Source organism: Mesorhizobium sp. M2A.F.Ca.ET.043.05.1.1, assembly GCF_003952445.1.
In the GTDB taxonomy this organism is placed as follows: Bacteria; Pseudomonadota; Alphaproteobacteria; order Rhizobiales; family Rhizobiaceae; genus Mesorhizobium.
The window spans coordinates 3,754,263-3,773,632 of the sequence record NZ_CP034446.1; the positions used below are offsets into that span (position 1 = coordinate 3,754,263).

Consider the following 19,370-nt stretch of genomic DNA (forward strand, 5'->3'; position numbering starts at 1 on the left):
GTACGCTTCCCGGTCGGAGGCTTCGTGTTCTTCCTCAAGATCGCCAAGAGGCCAAGCCCAAGTATCCCAGCACCGGAGTGCTGGCTTGGGGAGAAAGAAGAAGGGTGTTTTGTGGGGGCGCCCGAATGGGCGCTCCATGCCCCAAAGCCATTCCTCATCGAGAGCTACGTCGTTCTTCCGCTCGACGCACGACGGCCTAACCTCCGATAACTTTCATTTATCAGAGCCTATAGCGTCGTCGCGAGATGTTTGCGGGATCCATATCCGCACGTGCGAATCGACTGCAGCTTTCACATTCAGCTACCGCGCTCGCGCGTCCTAAATCTCGTTAAGCTGGTCCTTAGTCAGAACCAAAAAACCTTCGAGCATAGGGTTTTCGTAGAACTGTATAGGCGTCGGTTGGTCGAAGATCAGCGCAGGCTGCAAGCGAGGCGACGCTTGTCCGGTGAACTGACCAACCCGCTCTGTGGCGGCTTGGAGCGCAGCCACACGCCGGCGATGTCTCTCAAGGTTGTCAGGACGGCCCTTCGCATCTACGGCACCGCGATACTTCCCAAGCCTGCGCGCGACCTCTCCGAAGGTCTTGTCGGCAAACAAGTCTTTGCATTCCGCGACGATAACTCGATCATCCCCTGGACGCCAAGCAAGTACGTCCACATCGCCGAGATCGGGCCCCTGGTAATCTTTGATAATCGCCGGAATGGTCACGTTGGGTATCGCCTGCCAACCCAGGCCATGCAGATGCTCAGCTACCGCATTGTTGAAGGCGTGCCCGCGTTCGTTATTCGCCCTGCCAATCCATGACCTCATTCTAGAGGTAGCGAAAAAATCCTCGTCAAAAAGCCCCTTGTGAACGTCGCCCACAAACTTCGTCAGCGTTTCTAGAACCATAGCTGGGGCAAAAATACATGTGGGGTCATCGCTCAAGTCCATCGCCAAAATCGGACGGGAAACAACCGAAAGCTGCCTACGAAATCGCCAAGGTTGCCATGCGTGGGGTTGGAACCCTTTGGGCGACACACTCCAATCTGGACGATGCACAAGAGTGAAGGCATCCAAAAAACGACTGGCGTCATTCTCACTGACAAGGGGCTTTTCCCTGAGCGCCGCAAGAAGGGCTGAGCGGGGTATAATTTGGATAGCTTGCCCCTCCATCGCGAAATCCTGGAACACAGATAGAAGTGCGGGAAGACGTTCGAAGTCGAACCCAAATTCTTCGACCCAGGCAGTTGGAAGCTCCCCTTGCAATGCCTTGCTTTCCTCACTCGGCTCGGCGTCATCAGCGTCACTTACAAAATTCTTCTGATAGCTCGTGGCGGCATTGGACAGCCGAGCCGCCTGATAAACCTGCCCGAAGGGGGTAATAGTCTTTTCAGAAAAGCTGTGATCCATAAGCACATCACCCGCAGGAGAAATGCGAATTATTTGCCTAATGACGCCAGCCCTCATTGCGTCGCTGTAGCCTCCAAAATGGAAGAGAATTGCAGCATCTGCCATTAGCCTACCAAGGTCGATATCGCCGGCCACAAATCCATGGCCCAGAGGAGCGGCGCAAATCGCGATCTCTGCGACCAGTCTGCTTGCAAGGCTTGCTCCGTTAAGTTTGGATATCTTCTCACTTGCGTCAGCAATGGCCTTCTCAGCATCGTCGGCCAATGCTAGCAGCGCCTTGAACGATCGCCGGTAGCGACGTTCCTCAGCCATTGCAGCCTCGTGACAGAGAAGCGCAGCTGAGATGATCGACGTCCGTTCGAACTGAGCAATGAAGCGTTCGATCCGCTCGATTACTGCGCGCACCACACTGTTGAGGTAAGTGACACAATCTGTGCCGAACAGTTCGTTTCCTTCGGCCCGGCTTCGAGCAAGCCAACCCAGCCCGATCCGACTAGAGGCATCAAGGAGCCGCCCAATCGTATGTGGTGGCGGCAACGTGTCGCGAACGAAATCGCGCTCGTCAGGCACAGTGAATGCGTGAAACTGCCTTGCACCTTCCGAGGGAACGATGCGTTCCATCAGCCGATCTATCTCAGCTTTGGTGATGGATAGACCGCAGCAGCTTACTCCGCTATCTAGCAGCGTGCGTGCAAATTCGCGTTCGGCGTCATTGGTCGGAATTGATCCGGCCAACGCAAAACCCGCTGCGACCGAAATTTTCACTACGCCTTCAGCCGAGTTTGCACTCCATGAAAAAAGCTGTTTGATGGGCGGTATGTTCTCGCGCGCATCCAGATCGTCATGCTCCTCGAAAAATTGGACATGCCACTCCCATGTCCCTGCAGGCGCGTCAGCTAAACCCGAAAGTTCTTTGGCAACTCTTTCGGCCCAAACAAACGCTAACTTGCCAAGCTCATATGCCATTCGTCGAGGCAACTTCGGTCTGAAGCTTGCCCTGATCCACCAATTGGAGCGTTCGCCGGTGAAGACAGCCAATGCTTCTCCGACCCGAGGATAGATCATCTCCACGTAAAATGGTGCAAGGTCGTGCGTCCCAAATCCGGGGGTGTCGTATAGGCGCCTAACCCGGACGAGATCGCCGCGAACATCGCGGACACTGTGCTCGTCCCTACCCTTTGCTACAGCGTACCGAGCGTCGAGCAACGAGTTGATTGGTATTTGGAGGCTGCTGGTCGATCCCTCGACTATAAAATCAGCGTCAAGCCGCTCGTGCGGAACCAGATGGCCATGATTTTTCCATGCCCAAGCATGTAGGTTCAAAAGTCCATTGACGTTGAAAAGTTGTATTCCGGCATGTTCGAGCGCACGTTCCGCGTCTAGCAGTAGAAACAAGTTTTGACCCGTTCCTCCCTCTGTCTGACCCAAAGTTACAAGGTCGTGTGCGCTCACCGCTTCCGCCGCCCAATTGTCAGCTGAATTTTGGGGAATACGCAGACCAGATCGCCCCCATCCGCATCCTACGATTAGTGACAACCCCTGTTTGAAATTCGGATCAGCACTTGCGCTCTCCTGAGCTGACCGAATTGCCTCGCCGAGTGCAACAGTGAGGGCTTTGTCATCAGCTATGCCTAGGAGACCTTCCTTTGCGTAGCCTTGAAGGCCGTCAACTACGACCAGGATTTGGAGACGCCGACCGACATCGACCTCGGTCAGAAGCTCCGCAACGTGACAGTGCCTCTGTCGCGAGAACATAAGCGGCATTGGTGGGAGGTGTTTAAGAAATGGATGGCGTCCAAACTCCAGTGCATATGCCCGGGCTAGTTCCTCCTCAAATAATAGCTGGTTGCCGGTGGCTAGAAACTGCTCAATTACGAAACGGCGGACAGCAATCCCAACCGCCGATGGATGCGCGAGGATGAGCCGTCCCTCGTCCATCAAAATTGGGAAACGTTCAAGAAAGCTATCGCCGATCCGCTGATCGAGCATTGAATTGGCTAGGGACGTGTCAAAGACAAAGCGATGAAGATGGGCCGTTTCAATTCCCAGGTCCCGAAGTTCCTCGTTAGAAAAAGTTACCCGTCGTTGCAGTTCCAATCCGACCTCGGGTTTTGCCTTCGGCAACGAGCGCCGAGGATTGGGTCTGCCGAGTATGTTTCTTGGTAGTTCCGAACGAGTGGCAACGGCGTCAGACAAGCTCAGAAGCGCCCGTATAGGAACCAGCAAAGACCGAGCTTCCGGCCAAGATGACGTCTCTAGCATCTCCAGGAAGACCCTGATGATGAAGCCGTTTCCTTCCGACGTTCCTCCAAAAACACGATAGTTGCCGGCGCTGTCATCCACCAACTCAATGAACAGATCCTCAGCGGGGTCCTCGTGACTTCCGACTGGTCCGCGATCAAACATGTCGAACCACGGACTTACCTGAGCGATCTTCGGTTGGCGCGGACCCGAGCACAGCAGAACAGCAAGATGCGCGAGCATCTGGAGACGGAAGCTGTTGCCCTGCAATTCGGGGAGGGTCAGCATTCCGCCAAAAAGCGCTGCAGTGGCAAATAGCGCTCGCTCTTTAAGTTCAGCGGCAATTGAGGGATAAGCTTTGATGACGGATGAAAAACGCAAGTCTAGCTCAGGAAACGAAGGGGGCAATCGCCATCCATCGGGTCGGCCGTCGTAACGCAGGGACGCGATATCTGCGCCACGAGCGTTCTTTCCCTTTGCGAAATCGGACAAGAGCCGATGCATTTTCCTTACAGTACGATCATCCATACCCACCACACCGGTCTTGGTCGCTCGGCTTCACAATAGCGCCAAATATATTCGCAACCGACACTGAAAATGTCCCTTTCCACCACTGTTGTGGCCCAAGCCAGGTCTGGCATCGGCCAAAATTTATTTTGACGCTCACAGGCTCAGCGTATCGCACACCGGTAGGCACGAACGGGCAGCATCTAACTGCTGACCGTGACAGTATTGGTGTGGGAGCGGATCTAATTGCGCCAACACATCATTGCCGAGATCAATTGGGTGACGGCAGGCCGGTGATGCCGGGACGTGCCGGCCGCGCCTGACGTTTGAACTCCAGGCCGATATGGACGAGCAGCGCAGTGACCACGACCGCGCCGCCGATGATGGTGCGCACCGACGGCACCTCGGAATGGACGAGCCAGACCCAGATCGGCCCGAGAATCGGCTCGAAGGTGCCGAGCAGCGCCGCGATCGCCGCCGGCACCAGCCGGGCGCCCATGGCAAAAAAGGCGAGGCCGACGCCGAGATTGACGACGCCGAAGGCGAAGAGGAAGCCCATGTCGCGTGCGGACACCGCAAACTGCGAGGCCTGGGATGCCGCGAACGCGCAAGCAAGCAACGCCGCGAGGCAATTGGCCGGCACCATGCGCACATGGGCAAAACGCCGGGTAATCACAGTCGCCACGGAAAACATCACCGCGATCAGCAGCGCAAGGCCGTCGCCGATCGGCGAGACGGCGCCGCCGAGTGATTCGGAGACCATGATCGCGACGCCGGCGATGACTGCGGCGATGGCAACCCAGGTCGCCGGGCTGACACGCTCGCGAAACAGGAGCCACGCAAGGAGCGCCGCAAGCAGCGGCACGCCGGCCTGCATCAGAAGGATGTTGGCGACCGTGGTGTAGGCGAGCGCCACGACGAAGCTGGTGGAGGCGGTGGCGAAGCAGAGGGCAACGCCAAGCCCGGGCAATCCCATGTCGCGGAACAGCTTCAACGTGCCGCGCCAACCGTCGCGCCAGAGCATGAAGGCAATAAGGAAGGCCACCGCCCAGAGCGAGCGCCAAAACACCACAGTCCAGCTGTCGTCGACATGGATGAAACGGGCAATTGTGCCGCCAAAACTCCACATCAGCGCCGAGAGGAAGACCAACAGCATGCCGATCCGCTCCTCGCGCGGCGAGACGTCTGGCAGGGCGACGCGAGGCGATGCGGTATCGGTCATGGACATGAGTGTCAGCGAGTTATGCGCGCTATGGTGCACCAAGGACAACAGGAACTCTGCGTCTCAAACGACAGGACTGTGTCTCAATCGCGTAGCGCAAAGCAGAAAGCCGGGCGTGATCCAGCATTCACTGAAATGTGGGACAACGTCGCCGCGGTTTACTTCGGCACAGGTCGGACCTGCACCGACGCGCAGGTCCGGCGTGTATCAACCCTGGAAATCGAAGGCGCTGAGGCCCGTCACCATCTCGTCGAGGCCGAGCGGGCGCGTCACCGGCGGTTCGGCGCGCGCCAGGCAGCCGGCGCGCTCGCAAAGCCTGCAGGCGGGGCCGACCGGAGTGGCGAAACCTTGCCCGGGCTTGCCGGAGGATCCGGCCGGCAGCGCCGCGCCATAGACGATCTCGTCGCGAAAGCCGATATCGCAACCAAGCAGGAGCGCGGTGCGGCGCGGCCGTTCGGAGAAGGCGCCTTGCGGGCCTTCCAGCGTGCGGGCGATGCACAGGAACTCGGCGCCATCGGGCATTTCCACCGCCTCGACCAGGATCTGGCCCGGCTGCGGGAAGGCCGCGTGAATGGGAAGCTTGGGGCAGCCGCCGCCGAAGCGGCTTTGCGGATAACCCTGGCTGCCGGCCTTGCGGAAGCGGTTGCCGGCATTGTCGACTTCCAGCATGAAGAACGGCACGCCCGCTGCGCCCTGCCGCTGCAGCATGGTCAGGCGGTTGGCCGCCTGTTCGAAAGAGACGCCGAAGCGGGAACGCAAGACATCGATATCGTAGCGGGCGCGAATGGCGGCGGCGTGGAAAGCCTGATAGGGCATCATCAGGGCGTGCGCGGCATAGCGGCCGAGCTCGAAGCGGGCGAGCCGGCGGGCCTCGTCCGTGCCGAGCTTCAGCCCCTGGATCTCGCCCGCCACGGCCACCGACATGCGCATCAGGCTCGCCTCCATGGCGACCTCACGCAACTGGTCGAAGGGCGACAGACGCTCCGACAGGAACAGACGCTGCGAATGACGGTCATAGCGGCGGCGCCAGTTGGGCATGGTGGCGACCGGCAGCACCTTGACGACGATGCCATGCTCACGCCTCAACCAGGTCTTGAGCGCGCCGAACAGATCGTCGCCGGGCTCGAGGAGCGATGTGAAAGCCTCCGCCTCCTCCTCCAGCGCAGCAAAGTGGTTCGGACGGCGTTCGAACACTTCGTGGACTTCGTCGGCGGGCAGGCGCGCGCCGGACAGCGCGGTCGCCCTGCCTCCTTGGCCAGCAGCTGGTTGAGGTCGGACAGGCGCTCGGCCTGCTCGCGATAGGCGCGAAAGAGTTTTATCATCGCGGCCGAAGCGTTCGGCGCCGTCTCGGCGAGGTCGATCAACTCCTGATCGCCCGGAAGTTCACCAGCCAGCAGCGGGTCGCCAAACACCTCCTTCAGTGCTGCGACCGATCCTCTGGCCTCACCTTGTAATTCGTGCGGATCCACCTTGTAGACAGAGGCAAGCTTGAGGATAAGTTGCACCGTCAGCGGCCGCTGGTTGCGCTCGATGAGGTTCAGGTAGGAGGGCGAGATGCCCAGCCCTTCGGCCATTGCCGTCTGGGTCAGCCCCCTGGCGTTGCGCAGCCGGCGCAGCCGAGGCCCGGCAAAGATCTTCTGGTCGGCCATCGCTTCCACCTTGACAAGAATTTACAGGCGCATCGAACCCAGCGCCCGGTTTGCCGCTTTTACAATCATGACAAATTTACAGAGCGGACTTGTCAATGGCAACACAGCTTTTCCTTTATTTTCGGCGCGAAATGGCGGTTTCTCTGGTTTATTTCGCGCCGCAATGTAAATGATGTCATATCCAGACGTCGCGGGATATGGATTTGCGATGCGGCGCTGAAGCAGTTTTCAAACGATCCGGAGTGACCAATGACCGATTTTTACAACCTCATCCCCTCCGCGCCGGAAGGCCGCTTCGATGGCATCGAGCGCCCCTACTCGCCAGAGGATGTGAAGCGGCTGCGCGGCTCCGTGCAAATCCGCCAGACGCTGGCCGAGATGGGGGCGAACCGGCTGTGGAAGCTCATTCACGAGGAGGATTTCGTCAACGCGCTCGGCGCGATGTCCGGCAACCAGGCCATGCAGCAGGTTCGCGCCGGGCTGAAGGCGATCTATCTCTCGGGCTGGCAGGTGGCCGCGGACGCCAACACGGCTTCGGCCATGTATCCGGACCAATCGCTTTATCCGGCCAATGCGGCGCCGGAACTCGTCAAGCGGATCAACCGTACCCTGCAGCGCGCCGACCAGATCGAGACATCCGAAGGCAACGGGCTGTCGGTAGAGACCTGGTTCGCGCCGATCGTCGCCGATGCCGAAGCCGGTTTCGGCGGTCCGCTCAATGCCTTCGAGATCATGAAGGCCTTCATCGAGGCGGGTGCCGCAGGCGTCCACTATGAGGACCAGCTGGCGTCGGAGAAGAAGTGCGGCCATCTCGGCGGCAAGGTGCTGATCCCGACGGCGGCGCATATCCGCAACCTCAACGCGGCGCGTCTGGCGGCCGACGTGATGGGCACGCCGACGCTGGTCGTGGCGCGCACGGACGCGGAAGCGGCGAAGCTCTTGACCTCCGATATCGACGAGCGCGACCGGGCTTTTGTCGACTACGACGCCGGCCGCACGGTCGAGGGCTTCTATAATGTGAGGAACGGCATCGAGCCTTGCATCGCGCGCGCCGTGGCCTATGCGCCGCATGCCGACCTGATCTGGTGCGAGACCTCGAAGCCGGATCTGGCGCAAGCCAGGAAGTTCGCCGAAGGCGTGCACAAGCATCATCCGGGCAAGCTGCTCGCCTACAATTGCTCGCCGTCGTTCAACTGGAAGAAGAACCTCGACGACGCAACGATCGCGAAGTTCCAGAAGGAGCTTGGCGCGATGGGCTACAAGTTCCAGTTCATCACGCTGGCCGGCTTCCACCAGTTGAACTTCGGCATGTTCGAGCTGGCGCGCGGCTACAAGGACCGCCAGATGGCGGCCTATTCGGAACTGCAGGAGGCCGAGTTCGCGGCGGAAGCCAACGGCTATACCGCGACCAAGCACCAGCGCGAGGTCGGCACCGGCTATTTCGACGCCGTGTCGATGGCGATCACCGGCGGCCAGTCTTCGACCACCGCCATGCATGAATCGACCGAGCACGCCCAGTTCAGGCCGGCGGCCGAGTAACGGATAACAACCAGAGGAAACGCCCGCAGGGCATCTACATCGAGGAGAAGACCAATGGCATCGATAAGCCGCGTCAAGGAAAGGGCGGAAGAGCAATCGAGCGCGATGAGCGTCGACCAGCAGGCGACGATCCGCATGCTCGCCAACGATCTGCACAGGCTCAACCAGTCGGTCATGAAGGCAGTCGAGGCCGGCGTCTCGGTGGAGCTGGTGCGCTCGGCCAGGCACCATGGCGGCGACGGCAACTGGGGTGACCTGCTGATCCCCGTCATCGTCACCCATCAGAGCCATACTTGACGTAACGTCAACAGTCTCGGCGACAGTCTCCCGCGCGTTATACGTTCGGGAGACTGTCGCATTTTTTCGATTTGTCTCGCAGTCGAGAGGCACGACTTGCGCTGAATTCAGGATTTTCTTGCTATATTCTCAGCCTCGACCGTTTCAGCTTGACACCGGGCGCGATCTCACTCAATTCTACCTCAGGTTTCAACCCTGCATTGAATCAGAGTGCCTGCCCGCCGATGTGTCCCTCCGACCATGACGACCACTCCGAAAAACATCCAAGACCGGCAGCCCGCGCCGGCGCGATGGCGGCGGACTTTTCGAAGGTGCTGGTCGTCGGAAAATCATCGATCAACAGGGTCGTGGTGTCGAAAATCGTCGAGAAATCGGGCCTGAAGCCGATCTCGGAATCGCCCGAGGCCGCCGAGAAGACACTGGCCGGCCAACTGCCCGGCGCGGTCATCCTCGACGGTGGCCCCGACAACAAGGATTGCGACCGGCTGATGTCGGCCATCGACGCGCTGCGGCGCGTCTCCCGCAAGCCGCTGCCCGCGGTGATCCTGCTCTCAACCAGCAATGGCACGCCGGAGAGCCTTGGCCTGTCGAGCGTGGTCGATGCGGTCGTTGCCAAGCCGATCACGCCAGAGAGGCTGCAACCGGTGGTCGATCGCCTAACAGGGCGCGGTTAGACTGTAGGGCCTTCAGCCGGCCCTTGCGATAGCCTCGACAAGGCTCGGCAACTCGCCGAGATGGGCAATCTGGCGGAAACGCGGCGCCTCGACAGGCGCCTCGGCATGTTCGACCGCCCAGGTCAATTCGTGCGGCACATGAATGCCCCAACCGCCTGCCTCGATGGCGGGAACCACATCGGACTTGAGGGAGTTGCCAACCATCATGCTGCTCTGCGGACCACGGCCATGGCGGCTGAAGATGCGGGCATAGGTGGCGGCGTTCTTGTCGCTGACAATCTCCACCGCGTCGAAGAGGTCACCCATCCCCGACTGGGCAAGCTTGCGCTCCTGATCGAAGAGGTCGCCCTTGGTGATCAGCACCAGATGATAGGAGCCCGCCAGCGCCTCGACCGTCTCGCGCGCATGCGGCAGCGGCTCGATCGGGTGGCTGAGCATCTCGCGGCCGGCAGCCAGTATCTCGCCGATGATCGAACCAGGCACCTCGCCACCGGTGATCTCGACCGCCGTCTCGATCATCGACAAGGTAAAACCCTTGATGCCGAAGCCGTAGAGGGCGAGGTTGCGCCTTTCCGCCTCGAGCAGCCTTGCCGCAATATGCTCATGGTCGCCGTGCTCCGCCAGCATTTCGGCAAAGCGCTTCTCGGTCATGCGGAAGAACTGCTCATTCTGCCACAGCGTGTCGTCGGCATCGAAGCCGATCGTGGTCAAATGAGAGGCGGGCCCGTTCTTCATGACGGCCGGTGTACCTGCTGTTGCGGCGCGCCGCCAGCCTGAAGACGGATGGGTGGTTGTCCCGCCTCCCCTTTCCTTTCCCCGTGGTGCCCGGCTATAGTCCGAAATCCGCAACACAATCTGGTGAATGATGCCGCCTGAGAAAAAGGAAGTCCGTCCGTCAAGCCGGGGGGGACGCGCCCGCACGCCTGCCTTCCTGAAAAACGAACGCGGTGTGAAGAACTGGAAGGAAGCCAGCGCCTGGCTGGAGTGGCGCGGCATCGAGGACATCGAATGCATCACGCCGGACCAGGCCGGTGTTGCCCGCGGCAAGATGATGCCGTCGAAGAAATTCACCTCCAACACCTCGCTGGCGCTGCCGTCAGCCGTGTTCATGACGACGATCTCCGGCGGCTACCCGGAAGACGGCAACGGCTTCCACTATCCCGAAGACGACGGCGACCTGAAGCTCTTGCCCGATCTCTCGACGCTGACCGTCGTGCCTTGGGAAGAAGACCCGACGGCCGCGGTCATCTGCGACCTCGTGCACCAGGACGGCCGCTCGGTCGAGTTCACGCCGCGCAACGTATTGAAGCGCGTGCTTGCGGCCTATGACGAGCGCGGGCTCAAACCGGTCGTGGCGCCTGAGATCGAATTCTATCTGGTGCGCAAGAACCCTGACCCGGACTATCCGCTGACGCCGCCCGTCGGGCGTTCGGGGCGGCCGATCGGCGGCGGCGCCGGCTATTCGATCGCCGGCGTCAACGAGTTCGACGAGTTGATCGACGACATCTACCATTTCTCGGAGCGGCAGGGCCTGGAGATCGACACGCTGATCCATGAGGAAGGCGCCGGCCAGCTCGAGATCAATTTGCGGCACGGCAACCCGATCGAGCTCGCCGACCAGGTGTTCATGTTCAAGCGCACCATCCGCGAGGCGGCGCTGAAGCACGAGATCTACGCCACCTTCATGGCAAAGCCGATCCAGGGGCAGCCGGGCTCGGCCATGCATATTCACCAATCCGTGGTCGAAAAGAAGACCGGCAAGAACATCTTCTCGGCCGAGGACGGTTCCGAAACAGACGCTTTCTTCCACTTCATCGGCGGCATGCAAAAGCATGTGCCGAACGCGCTGGTGATGTTCGCGCCTTACGTCAATTCCTACCGCCGGCTGACGCAACAGGCCTCGGCTCCGGTCAACAACAAATGGGGCTACGACAACCGCACCACCGCCTTCCGCGTGCCGCGCTCGGATCCGGCCGCGCGGCGCGTCGAAAACCGCATCCCGTCGTCGGACGCCAACCCCTACCTCGCGCTGGCGGCATCGCTTGCCTGCGGGCTGATCGGCATGACCAAAAACGTCAAGGCTGAGCCGCCGGTGCTGACCACGGCCAATGCCGACGAGATCGACTTGCCGCGCAGCCTGCTGGAAGCGGTCGACCTGTTCGAAGGCGATCAAGAGCTCGCGGCCATCCTCGGCACATCCTTCGCCGCCACCTACGCAGCGATCAAACGGGCCGAATTCGAGACCTTCATGGAAGTGATCAGCCCGTGGGAGCGGGAATATCTGCTGCTGAATGTGTGAGGAAAGGCAGTAGGGGAGTAAGGCAGTAGGGCAGTAGGGGGAACGATGGCGAAGATCGAATCGTACAGGGATTTGGTCGTCTGGCAGCAGGCTATGGACCTCGCAGTTTCGATCTACGAAACGACAAGAGCCTGGCCGAAGGAAGAACTCTATGGATTGACAACTCAGTTACGCAGGGCAGCCGCTTCCGTGCCTGCCAACATCGCTGAGGGCTATGGACGAGAAAGCAGAGCGTCCTATCAACAGTTTCTTAGAATTGCACAGGGATCACTCAAAGAGTTGGAAACTCACTTGCTGATCGCGCAGCGCGTCGGAATCACCTCCAACGAAGCAGCTCAACAAATGATGGTGCGAAGTGAGAGCGTAGGAACACTCTTGCGGCTCCTCATCCGTAAATTAGCGCCCGAGTAGCACTACTGCCCTACTGCCCTACTGCCCTACTGCCCTACTGCCCTACTGCCCTACTGCCCTACTGCCCTACTGCCCTACTGCCCTACTGCCCTACTGCCTGCGAGCATCATGCCCTACCAATCCCCCATCTCTCCCGGCCGGTCCTGGTATGAGGATACGGTCGGCCCTCGCCCCGAATATCCTTCGCTCGACGGCGACCGGACCTGCGACGTCGTCATCGTCGGCGGCGGCTTTACCGGCCTCTCGGCTGCAGCGCATCTGGCCAAGGCGGGCGCAAATGTCGTGCTGATCGAGGCCTATCGTCTCGGCGACGGTGCGTCGGGGCGCAATGGCGGCCAGCTCGGCACCGGGCAACGCGCCTGGGCCGAGGAACTGGAGGCCGAGTATGGCCTTTCCCGCGCCAGGGCGCTATTCGACATGGCCGAGGAGGCCAAGGCGCATCTGCTTGACTTCGCTGCCGCCAACGCGATCGACATCGACTATATGCCGGGCCAGCTTTCCGTGGCGCACAAGCAGCGATACGTCGACGACTACAGGCGCCATGCCGAGATCATGGCGACCCGCTTCGGCTATCGGCATTTAAGCTTCATGGACCAGGCGGAGACTGCGGAGCGGCTAGGCTCTACACGCTATTTCGGCGGCACGCGCGACATCGGCACCGGTCACATCCATCCGCTGAAGCTGGTGATCGGCACGGCGAAAGTGGCGGCCGCCGCCGGTGCGCATCTCTTCGAGCAGACGCCGTCCACCGGCATAATTTCCAGCGGCGGCAAGGTGAAGGTCACGACGCCCATGGGCACGATCACCGCCAGCAAATGCCTGATCGGGGTCAATGCCTATGGCGGCAATCTCGAGCCGGTGAGCGCGGCGCATATCATGCCGATCGGCTCTTTCATCGGCGCGACCGTGCCGCTCGGCGCTGCTTCCAAAGTGCTCCCGGGCGGCGAGTCCGTCGACGATTCCCGTTTCGTGGTGCGCTATTTCCGCAAGTCGAAAGACGGCCGGCTGTTGTTCGGCGGCCGCGAGGTCTATGCCGTCGCCGATCCGAAGGACATCCATATCCACATCCGCAGGCAGATCGCCGAGCTCTACCCGGACCTCAAGGATGTCGAGATCACGCATGGCTGGGGCGGCTATGTTGGCATCACCGTTCCGAGGAAGCCGTTCGTGCGCGAAGTGATGCCGAATGTGATTTCGATCGGTGGCTATTCCGGCCACGGCGTCATGCTGTCGAACTTCTTCGGCAAGCTCTATGCCGAGGCCGTTGCCGGCAATCGCGACCGCCTGAAACTGATCGAGGACCTGAATATCCCCGCCTTCCCGGGCGGCCGCCGCTTTCGCGCGCCGCTCTTGTTTCTCGCACTCAGCTGGTTCGCGCTGCGCGACAGGATTTGAACCTGGCGCCCGGTCGAGGCGCCAATTCGACCATGGCGCTTCCACGAGGCAGGTTGTGGAAGCCTTACGGGCGCGCAGAATTTCGCAATCTGGCTCACTCATGCCATAATCAGCAGTAAAAGATGCGATCATGCGCGAAAATTCCGGGGATTTCGCGGGCCTTGTCCGCTGTGATTTCGGGACCGATGCCGATCGATGCCAACCCTCGCGGCAATGATCGAAAGAACGTCGGCCCGCTTGTTGGAGGTGGTTTGAGTGAACGAGCCCTTCAGTTTCGGCACGCCGGAACGGCAGCGCTTCACAATGCAGTTCGGCTATAACGTACGGCCATCCTTCTGGCAGAAGGTGCAGTCGAACGCGCATCTGGTCATTGCAGCCGTGGGCACGGTCGCGCTGCTCGGCGTGGCCGCGGTGGCGCTCTGGTTGTGCATTCCGGGCAGCGGCCGGCAGGTTGCCGCTGCCAGCGCCGAGCAGACCGTGCCGACAATCCCGGTGAAGACCACGAAGATCGCTCCGGCGGCAGCGGCGGTGACCGTGGCCCCGGCACCACAGGCCGCGCGCAAGGCGGATGCGGTTTCGCCGGCAACAGGGGCCCGCGAAGCCAACATTCCGGCGCTGGCGTCGAACAGCCCCCGCTGGACGGCCCCCGACTCCAAATCCCCATCGGAGCCGGCAGAGGATCAACCAGCTCCATCGAAGCAGGCCGCCGAGCCTGGCGCTGCGCAATCAACAGACACGGCCTTCGCCGAACCAGCCGCGGAGAACGACGCCTCGGACGCACTGTCGCAGGTTGCCGCACCCGCACCGGCGGGCGAGACGGCCGCGAAGACGCCAGGCGACAAGATGGACGGCGCCCAGACCGCCGCCATTCCAGAGGCCAAGCCACAGGCTGCCGATCCGCCGGCAACCGACAACGCGGCGCAGTCCAAACCGAAACCTCAAAAGGTCGGCGCGGCCGCCAACGGACGCATTTTGAGATCTGTCACCATGCGTTCCGGCCCGAAGAAGGGCGCTGCCGCAATCGCCACGGTGCCAGCCAAGGCGTCGGTGCAGGTGATGAGTTGCAAGCAATGGTGCGAGATCGTCTATAACGGCAAGCACGGCTGGGTCTACAAGAGCTACGTCAAGACCGGCGCGTGAGGCCGTTGTGCCGGCGGTGCCCGCAGCCGAACCGCGATGCCGTCAGCCGCCGAAGAGGTGACGAAGTCGCTGCTGCCAGCGATCATGCCTGCGCTTTTTGACGAACTCCCGATGCTCCTCGAACGGCACTTCGAAAAGGCCGCAAGTCTGGCAGCCTTCCTTCTTCCCGCAAGCGGGGATCCAGCATTTTACATCATGTGTCCAGGCGAGCGCCAAACGTTCCAGGTGAAGACTGGAAGAACTCTTGAGAAGGATGAGTTCGCCTGGCGCGGCAGTGCGCCTGAGATGATCGGAAACCTCTTTCGGCGTCCGCAGTTCGACGAACCGGCCGCTGTCGCGATCGGCCTGGCTGGCTTTCGAGCGATGGGCATGCTCCCCGACATAGATCACCTGGTCGGCAATCTCGCGCGCACTTTCATAGGCGCGCGCATATTTCGCGTTCGAGCCGCCAAAGTCCGACAGCTGGCCAAGCACGATCCGCTTTCGCCCAGCCGTTGATCTTGCCATCATGTCGAAGGCGAGCGACAGCGAATGCCAAGGGGCCTTGGCGGTGTCGACGACGAAATGCGGTCCTCCATCGACGACCAGGACGCGACAGCGGTTCGCCAACGGCTCGAATGCCGCGATCCTGGCCTCCACCATTCGCGCTGGTACGCCAAGCTCGAGCGCGGTCGCGGCCGCGGCAGCCGTCGGCAGCCAGAAATGCTCTCCCGGAAACTGCGTCTCGAGCTTCAACACCCCGGCCCGCCAATGAAGCGTGAAGCTGAGCGTGCGCGGATAGGCAGCGCTGATATCGGCGACGCGATAGTCGGCCGTTTCCGACTCGCCGAACGTGACGAGGCGATGCGCACCGCCGGACGCCATGGCCAATACATTGGGATCGTCGGCGTTCAGTACCGCCAGCCCGTCAGGCCCCAGCGCCTCGACCAAAGCGCGTTTTTCCCGAGCGACGTTCTCCAAGGCCTTGAAACTGGAAAAATGCTCAAGCTGCACCATAGTGACAACAGCCACATGCGGCTTGAGCAGCTGTGCCATGGGCCTGATCGTATCGACGCCGGAGGCGCCCGCCTCGAAGACGACATAGTCGACCTCGCCGTGCCTGTTCATGTGCCTGTAGAGTGTGCTGACCAGTGAATTTATCGTGTTGGCCAGAACCCGCGTGTAGGTCCGCCCGTGGCCGGCCAGAATGTGCCCGAGCAGGCTCACGGCGGTCGACTTTCCCGAGCTGCCGGTTACGCCGATGAAGGTGGCCTTGCTCCGCGCCCTTGCGCGCCTCGCCCGGTAGATCTTGAGGCGTTGCCCCAGGTCCTTGCGAATTCTCCGCAGTCCGGCATTCATGGCACCCGCCTCATCCAGGCACCGTTATGCCTTTCGCCGGATCGTCAAGTCAAACTCAAGCCGCACGTGATCGACTAGACACAGCGGCCGCCATCGACCTCCAGCGCCACGCCGGTGATGAAGGCGGCCTCGTCCGAAGCCAGCCACAGTGCCGCATTGGCGACGTCGAGCGGTGTCGAGAGCCGGCCGAGCGGAATCGAGGCGCGGAACTTCTCGCGTATCTCCGGCGTGTCGGCGCCCATGAATTTCTCCAGCATGCCGGTCTCTCCGGCAACCGGGCAAAGGCAGTTGACGCGAATGTTCTTCGGCGCCAGTTCGACGGCCATCGACTTGGTGGCCGTGATCGCCCAGCCCTTGGAAGCATTGTACCAAGTCAGTCCCGGCCGCGGCCGAAGCCCTGCGGTCGAGGCCATGGTCAGAATGACGCCGCCGCCCTGCCGATCCATGATCGGCACGACGGCGAGCGCCGCATGATAGATCGCCTTCATGTTGACGGCGGTGATCAGGTCGAAGGTTTCCTCGTCGACGCCCAGCATATCGCCGTTGCGGTGGGTGAAGCCGGCATTGTTGACCATGATGTCGATGCGGCCGAACGCGCTCTTGGCGGCGTAGACCATCTCGTCGAATTCGGAGCGCAGGGACACGTCGGTCTGGGTCCAGATCGCGTTGGCGCCGATCTCGTCGGCCACCCGCTCCGCGCCCTTGGCGTTGAGATCGGCGACGACCACGCGCGCCCCCTCTTCGGCAAAGCGCCTGGCCATGCCCTCGCCGAAGCCCGACGCGGCACCCGTGATGATGGCGACCTTGTTTTCCAGACGCATGGCTTTCCCGCTCATTGGATTTCCGCAGCCATCTCCCTTAGCTTTCGTCACATTCACGTTCTATGGTGCAGGCGCGAACGCTGCCGGAAGCCATGGCTTGCCGACAAGCCTGCCGGCAGCGCGCGAGTGTCGGGAAACATGTGGACCGATGCAAGTGCAAGCGATTGGTCCTGCCTGTGACACCATGGCACTGGAAAATTTAAATCGATTAGAATATACCAGCCACGCTGCCGCCATCAGGCATCAAATCGGACTGACCATGACCAGCCAGATCATTCCTGTCGATCCCTTCGACTTCATCATCTTCGGCGGCACCGGCGACTTGTCGGAACGCAAGCTCCTGCCGTCGCTCTACCATCGCCAGCGCGACCATCAATTCTCCGAACCGACGCGCATCATCGGAACGTCGCGCGCGAAGATGAGCGATGCCGAATTCCGGACCTTCGCCAAGAAGGCGATATCCGAGCACGTGAAACCGGAGGATGTCGATGCCAAGGAGCTTGAGACTTTCTTGGCGCGGCTTTCCTACGTGTCGGCTGACGCGACCACAGGCACCGGCTTCGGCGAGCTCAAGAAGGCGATCGGCGACAGCGACCGCATCCGCGCCTTCTACCTCGCGGTGGCACCGGCGCTGTTCGGCGACATCTCGCACAAGCTCAAGGAGCACAAGCTGATCACGCCGAATTCGCGCATCGTGCTGGAAAAGCCGATCGGCCGCGACCTCAGCTCGGCGCGCGCCCTCAACGACGCGGTCGGTGGCGATTTCGACGAAGGCCAGATCTTCCGCATCGACCACTATCTCGGCAAGGAAACGGTGCAGAACCTGATGGCGCTGCGCTTTGCCAATGCGCTCTATGAGCCGCTGTGGAATTCGGCGCATATCGACCATGTTCAGATCACCGTCGCCGAGACCGTCGGGCTCGAAGACCGCGTCACCTATTACGACAAGGCCGGCGCGCTGCGCGACATGGTGCAGAACCATATTCTGCAGCTGCTTTGCCTCGTCGCCATGGAAACGCCGTCGTCCATGGACGCCGATGCGGTGCGCGACGAGAAGCTGAAGGTGCTGCGGGCGTTGAAGCGCATCAACGGCAACGGGGCGCCCAAGCATACGGTGCGCGGCCAGTATCGCGCCGGCGCCTCGGCGGGCGGTCCCGTCAAGGGCTATGTCGAGGAACTCGGCAAGGATAGCAACACTGAGACTTTCGTCGCCATCAAGGCCGAGATCGGCAACTGGCGCTGGGCCGGCGTTCCCTTCTATCTGAGGACCGGCAAACGGCTCGCAACCCGCGTCTCGGAAATCGTCATCGAGTTCAAGCCGATCCCCTATTCGATCTTCGGCGACAGCGCCGGACCGATCTTCGCCAACCAGCTGGTGATCCGTCTGCAGCCGAACGAGGGCGTCAAGCAATACATCATGATCAAGGATCCCGGCCCGGGCGGCATGCGCCTGCGCCAGATTTCGCTCGATATGAGCTTCGCTCAGTCCTTCGACACGCGCGCGCCGGACGCCTATGAGCGGCTGATCATGGATGTGGTGCGCGGCAACCAGACGCTGTTCATGCGCCGCGACGAGGTCGAGGCGGCCTGGAAATGGATCGATCCGATCCAGAACGCCTGGGAAAGCGCCAGGCAGGAAGCCCAGGGCTATACGGCCGGAACCTGGGGGCCGTCGGCCTCGATCGCGCTTATCGAACGTGACGGACGGACATGGCACGAGAGCAATTGAGCGAGGTCAGCTACGGCTGGAACGGCTTTGCCGATCGCCAGGTTCTGGCGACGGCGCTTGCCGGTGAGATCGCGGACCGTTTGACCAGGGCCATCACAGAACGCGGCGCCGCGCTGCTCGCCGTCTCCGGCGGGACCACGCCGGCAAAGCTGTTCGCCGTGCTCTCGACCACGCCGATCGCCTGGGACAAGGTTATTGTGACGCTGGTCGACGAGCGCTTCGTGCCGCCGTCCTCGCCGCGATCGAATGCCGGGCTGGTGACGGCGAATCTGCTGCAGAACAAGGCCGCGGCGGCGCGCTTCGTGCCGCTCTACCATGAGGCGGCAAGCATCGAGGACGCCGCGGCGGCGGATAGCGAAGCGCTGCGGTCGCTGCCCTGGCCGCTCGACGTGGTCATCCTCGGCATGGGCGGCGACGGCCATACGGCTTCGTTCTTTCCGGATGCCGGCAACCTCGAGGAGTTGCTCGACCCCGCGTCACAGCGCATCGTGCTGCCGGTGCACGCGGCGAGCGGCGGCGAGCCGCGGCTGACACTGTCGATGGCGCGCATCGTCGCGGCCGGCTTCGTCGCGCTGCACATCGAAGGCGAGGACAAGCGCACAGCGTTCAACGGCGCGATGGGTCCAGGCGCGAAAAAGCCCATCCGCAGCGTGCTCGAGGCGGCGCCGGGACGGATAGAGGTGTTCTGGGCACCCTGATTTCATATGAGGACAGCC

14 protein-coding genes and 1 pseudogene are annotated in these 19,370 nt (G+C 61.5%); 9 read left to right on the forward strand and 6 right to left on the reverse strand.

Features of this window, described 5'->3' with window-relative positions; genetic code table 11:
* Window positions 1–318: 318 nt before the first annotated feature.
* The 3 genes and pseudogenes from EJ069_RS18355 to EJ069_RS18365 all read right to left on the reverse strand — a co-directional run bounded on the left by EJ069_RS18355 (window position 319) and on the right by EJ069_RS18365 (window position 7,011).
* Window positions 319–4,161 (reverse strand): hypothetical protein, encoded by a 3,843-nt coding sequence (locus tag EJ069_RS18355; protein WP_126062508.1) that lies wholly within the window; start codon window positions 4,159–4,161, stop codon window positions 319–321.
* 250 nt (window positions 4,162–4,411) lie between these two features.
* On the reverse strand, window positions 4,412–5,362 hold the full coding sequence (locus tag EJ069_RS18360) for a DMT family transporter (RefSeq protein ID WP_126062509.1): 951 nt from the start codon (window positions 5,360–5,362) through the stop codon (window positions 4,412–4,414).
* 207 nt (window positions 5,363–5,569) lie between these two features.
* Window positions 5,570–7,011: pseudogene (locus EJ069_RS18365) on the reverse strand (XRE family transcriptional regulator).
* A gap of 249 nt (window positions 7,012–7,260) precedes the next feature.
* On the opposite strand from EJ069_RS18365, the gene aceA reads away from it, so the two are divergent.
* From aceA to EJ069_RS18380, 3 genes are all read left to right on the forward strand, one after another.
* Window positions 7,261–8,550, forward strand: coding sequence for an isocitrate lyase (gene aceA, locus EJ069_RS18370; RefSeq protein ID WP_126062510.1), 1,290 nt, complete (start codon window positions 7,261–7,263; stop codon window positions 8,548–8,550).
* Between the two features lie 54 nt (window positions 8,551–8,604).
* Window positions 8,605–8,847, forward strand: a complete 243-nt coding sequence (locus tag EJ069_RS18375) for a hypothetical protein (RefSeq protein ID WP_042640947.1) — start codon at window positions 8,605–8,607, stop codon at window positions 8,845–8,847.
* Window positions 8,848–9,137: 290 nt separating this feature from the next.
* Window positions 9,138–9,521, forward strand: a complete 384-nt coding sequence (locus tag EJ069_RS18380; protein ID WP_126064787.1) for a response regulator — start codon at window positions 9,138–9,140, stop codon at window positions 9,519–9,521.
* A 12-nt stretch (window positions 9,522–9,533) separates the two neighbouring features.
* Here the strand turns inward: EJ069_RS18380 and EJ069_RS18385 are convergent, their stop codons facing one another.
* On the reverse strand, window positions 9,534–10,256 hold the full coding sequence (locus EJ069_RS18385; protein ID WP_126062511.1) for an HAD family hydrolase: 723 nt from the start codon (window positions 10,254–10,256) through the stop codon (window positions 9,534–9,536).
* Between the two features lie 130 nt (window positions 10,257–10,386).
* On the opposite strand from EJ069_RS18385, the gene EJ069_RS18390 reads away from it, so the two are divergent.
* From EJ069_RS18390 to EJ069_RS18405, 4 genes are all read left to right on the forward strand, one after another.
* Entirely contained in the window at window positions 10,387–11,820 is a 1,434-nt protein-coding gene (locus tag EJ069_RS18390) for a glutamine synthetase family protein (RefSeq protein ID WP_126062512.1), read from the forward strand.
* Between the two features lie 45 nt (window positions 11,821–11,865).
* Window positions 11,866–12,231, forward strand: coding sequence for a four helix bundle protein (locus EJ069_RS18395; protein WP_126062513.1), 366 nt, complete (start codon window positions 11,866–11,868; stop codon window positions 12,229–12,231).
* A gap of 108 nt (window positions 12,232–12,339) precedes the next feature.
* The gene (locus EJ069_RS18400; RefSeq protein ID WP_126062514.1) at window positions 12,340–13,626 is read left to right on the forward strand and encodes an FAD-binding oxidoreductase; all 1,287 of its coding nucleotides are present in this window, start codon (window positions 12,340–12,342) and stop codon (window positions 13,624–13,626) included.
* A gap of 255 nt (window positions 13,627–13,881) precedes the next feature.
* On the forward strand, window positions 13,882–14,766 hold the full coding sequence (locus EJ069_RS18405) for an SH3 domain-containing protein (protein WP_189475872.1): 885 nt from the start codon (window positions 13,882–13,884) through the stop codon (window positions 14,764–14,766).
* Window positions 14,767–14,808: 42 nt separating this feature from the next.
* Here EJ069_RS18405 and EJ069_RS18410 read toward each other — a convergent pair whose 3' ends face one another.
* On the reverse strand, window positions 14,809–16,104 hold the full coding sequence (locus EJ069_RS18410) for a Mur ligase family protein (RefSeq protein WP_126062515.1): 1,296 nt from the start codon (window positions 16,102–16,104) through the stop codon (window positions 14,809–14,811).
* Window positions 16,105–16,178: 74 nt separating this feature from the next.
* Complete coding sequence (locus EJ069_RS18415) at window positions 16,179–16,925, reverse strand: SDR family oxidoreductase (RefSeq protein ID WP_126064789.1); 747 nt, start codon at window positions 16,923–16,925, stop codon at window positions 16,179–16,181.
* Between the two features lie 259 nt (window positions 16,926–17,184).
* On the opposite strand from EJ069_RS18415, the gene zwf reads away from it, so the two are divergent.
* Together zwf and pgl are read left to right on the forward strand one after the other, a co-directional pair.
* The gene (zwf, locus tag EJ069_RS18420; protein WP_126062516.1) at window positions 17,185–18,654 is read left to right on the forward strand and encodes a glucose-6-phosphate dehydrogenase; all 1,470 of its coding nucleotides are present in this window, start codon (window positions 17,185–17,187) and stop codon (window positions 18,652–18,654) included.
* Window positions 18,636–19,352 carry a 6-phosphogluconolactonase gene (gene pgl / locus EJ069_RS18425; RefSeq protein ID WP_126062517.1) on the forward strand — a complete coding sequence of 239 codons (717 nt, stop codon included), beginning with the start codon at window positions 18,636–18,638 and terminating at the stop codon, window positions 19,350–19,352. Before zwf ends, pgl begins: the two co-directional genes overlap by 19 nt.
* Window positions 19,353–19,370 lie beyond the last annotated feature (18 nt).

Bases quoted from the DNA above. Each gene is read 5' to 3' on its own strand.
- EJ069_RS18355 (WP_126062508.1), bottom strand. From the start codon at position 4,161: ATGGATGATCGTACTGTAAGGAAAATGCATCGGCTCTTGTCCGATTTC.
- EJ069_RS18360 (WP_126062509.1), bottom strand. From the start codon at position 5,362: ATGACCGATACCGCATCGCCTCGCGTCGCCCTGCCAGACGTCTCGCCG.
- aceA (WP_126062510.1), top strand. From the start codon at position 7,261: ATGACCGATTTTTACAACCTCATCCCCTCCGCGCCGGAAGGCCGCTTC.
- EJ069_RS18375 (WP_042640947.1), top strand. From the start codon at position 8,605: ATGGCATCGATAAGCCGCGTCAAGGAAAGGGCGGAAGAGCAATCGAGC.
- EJ069_RS18380 (WP_126064787.1), top strand. From the start codon at position 9,138: ATGGCGGCGGACTTTTCGAAGGTGCTGGTCGTCGGAAAATCATCGATC.
- EJ069_RS18385 (WP_126062511.1), bottom strand. From the start codon at position 10,256: ATGAAGAACGGGCCCGCCTCTCATTTGACCACGATCGGCTTCGATGCC.
- EJ069_RS18390 (WP_126062512.1), top strand. From the start codon at position 10,387: ATGCCGCCTGAGAAAAAGGAAGTCCGTCCGTCAAGCCGGGGGGGACGC.
- EJ069_RS18395 (WP_126062513.1), top strand. From the start codon at position 11,866: ATGGCGAAGATCGAATCGTACAGGGATTTGGTCGTCTGGCAGCAGGCT.
- EJ069_RS18400 (WP_126062514.1), top strand. From the start codon at position 12,340: ATGCCCTACCAATCCCCCATCTCTCCCGGCCGGTCCTGGTATGAGGAT.
- EJ069_RS18410 (WP_126062515.1), bottom strand. From the start codon at position 16,104: ATGAATGCCGGACTGCGGAGAATTCGCAAGGACCTGGGGCAACGCCTC.
- EJ069_RS18415 (WP_126064789.1), bottom strand. From the start codon at position 16,925: ATGCGTCTGGAAAACAAGGTCGCCATCATCACGGGTGCCGCGTCGGGC.
- zwf (WP_126062516.1), top strand. From the start codon at position 17,185: ATGACCAGCCAGATCATTCCTGTCGATCCCTTCGACTTCATCATCTTC.
- pgl (WP_126062517.1), top strand. From the start codon at position 18,636: ATGGCACGAGAGCAATTGAGCGAGGTCAGCTACGGCTGGAACGGCTTT.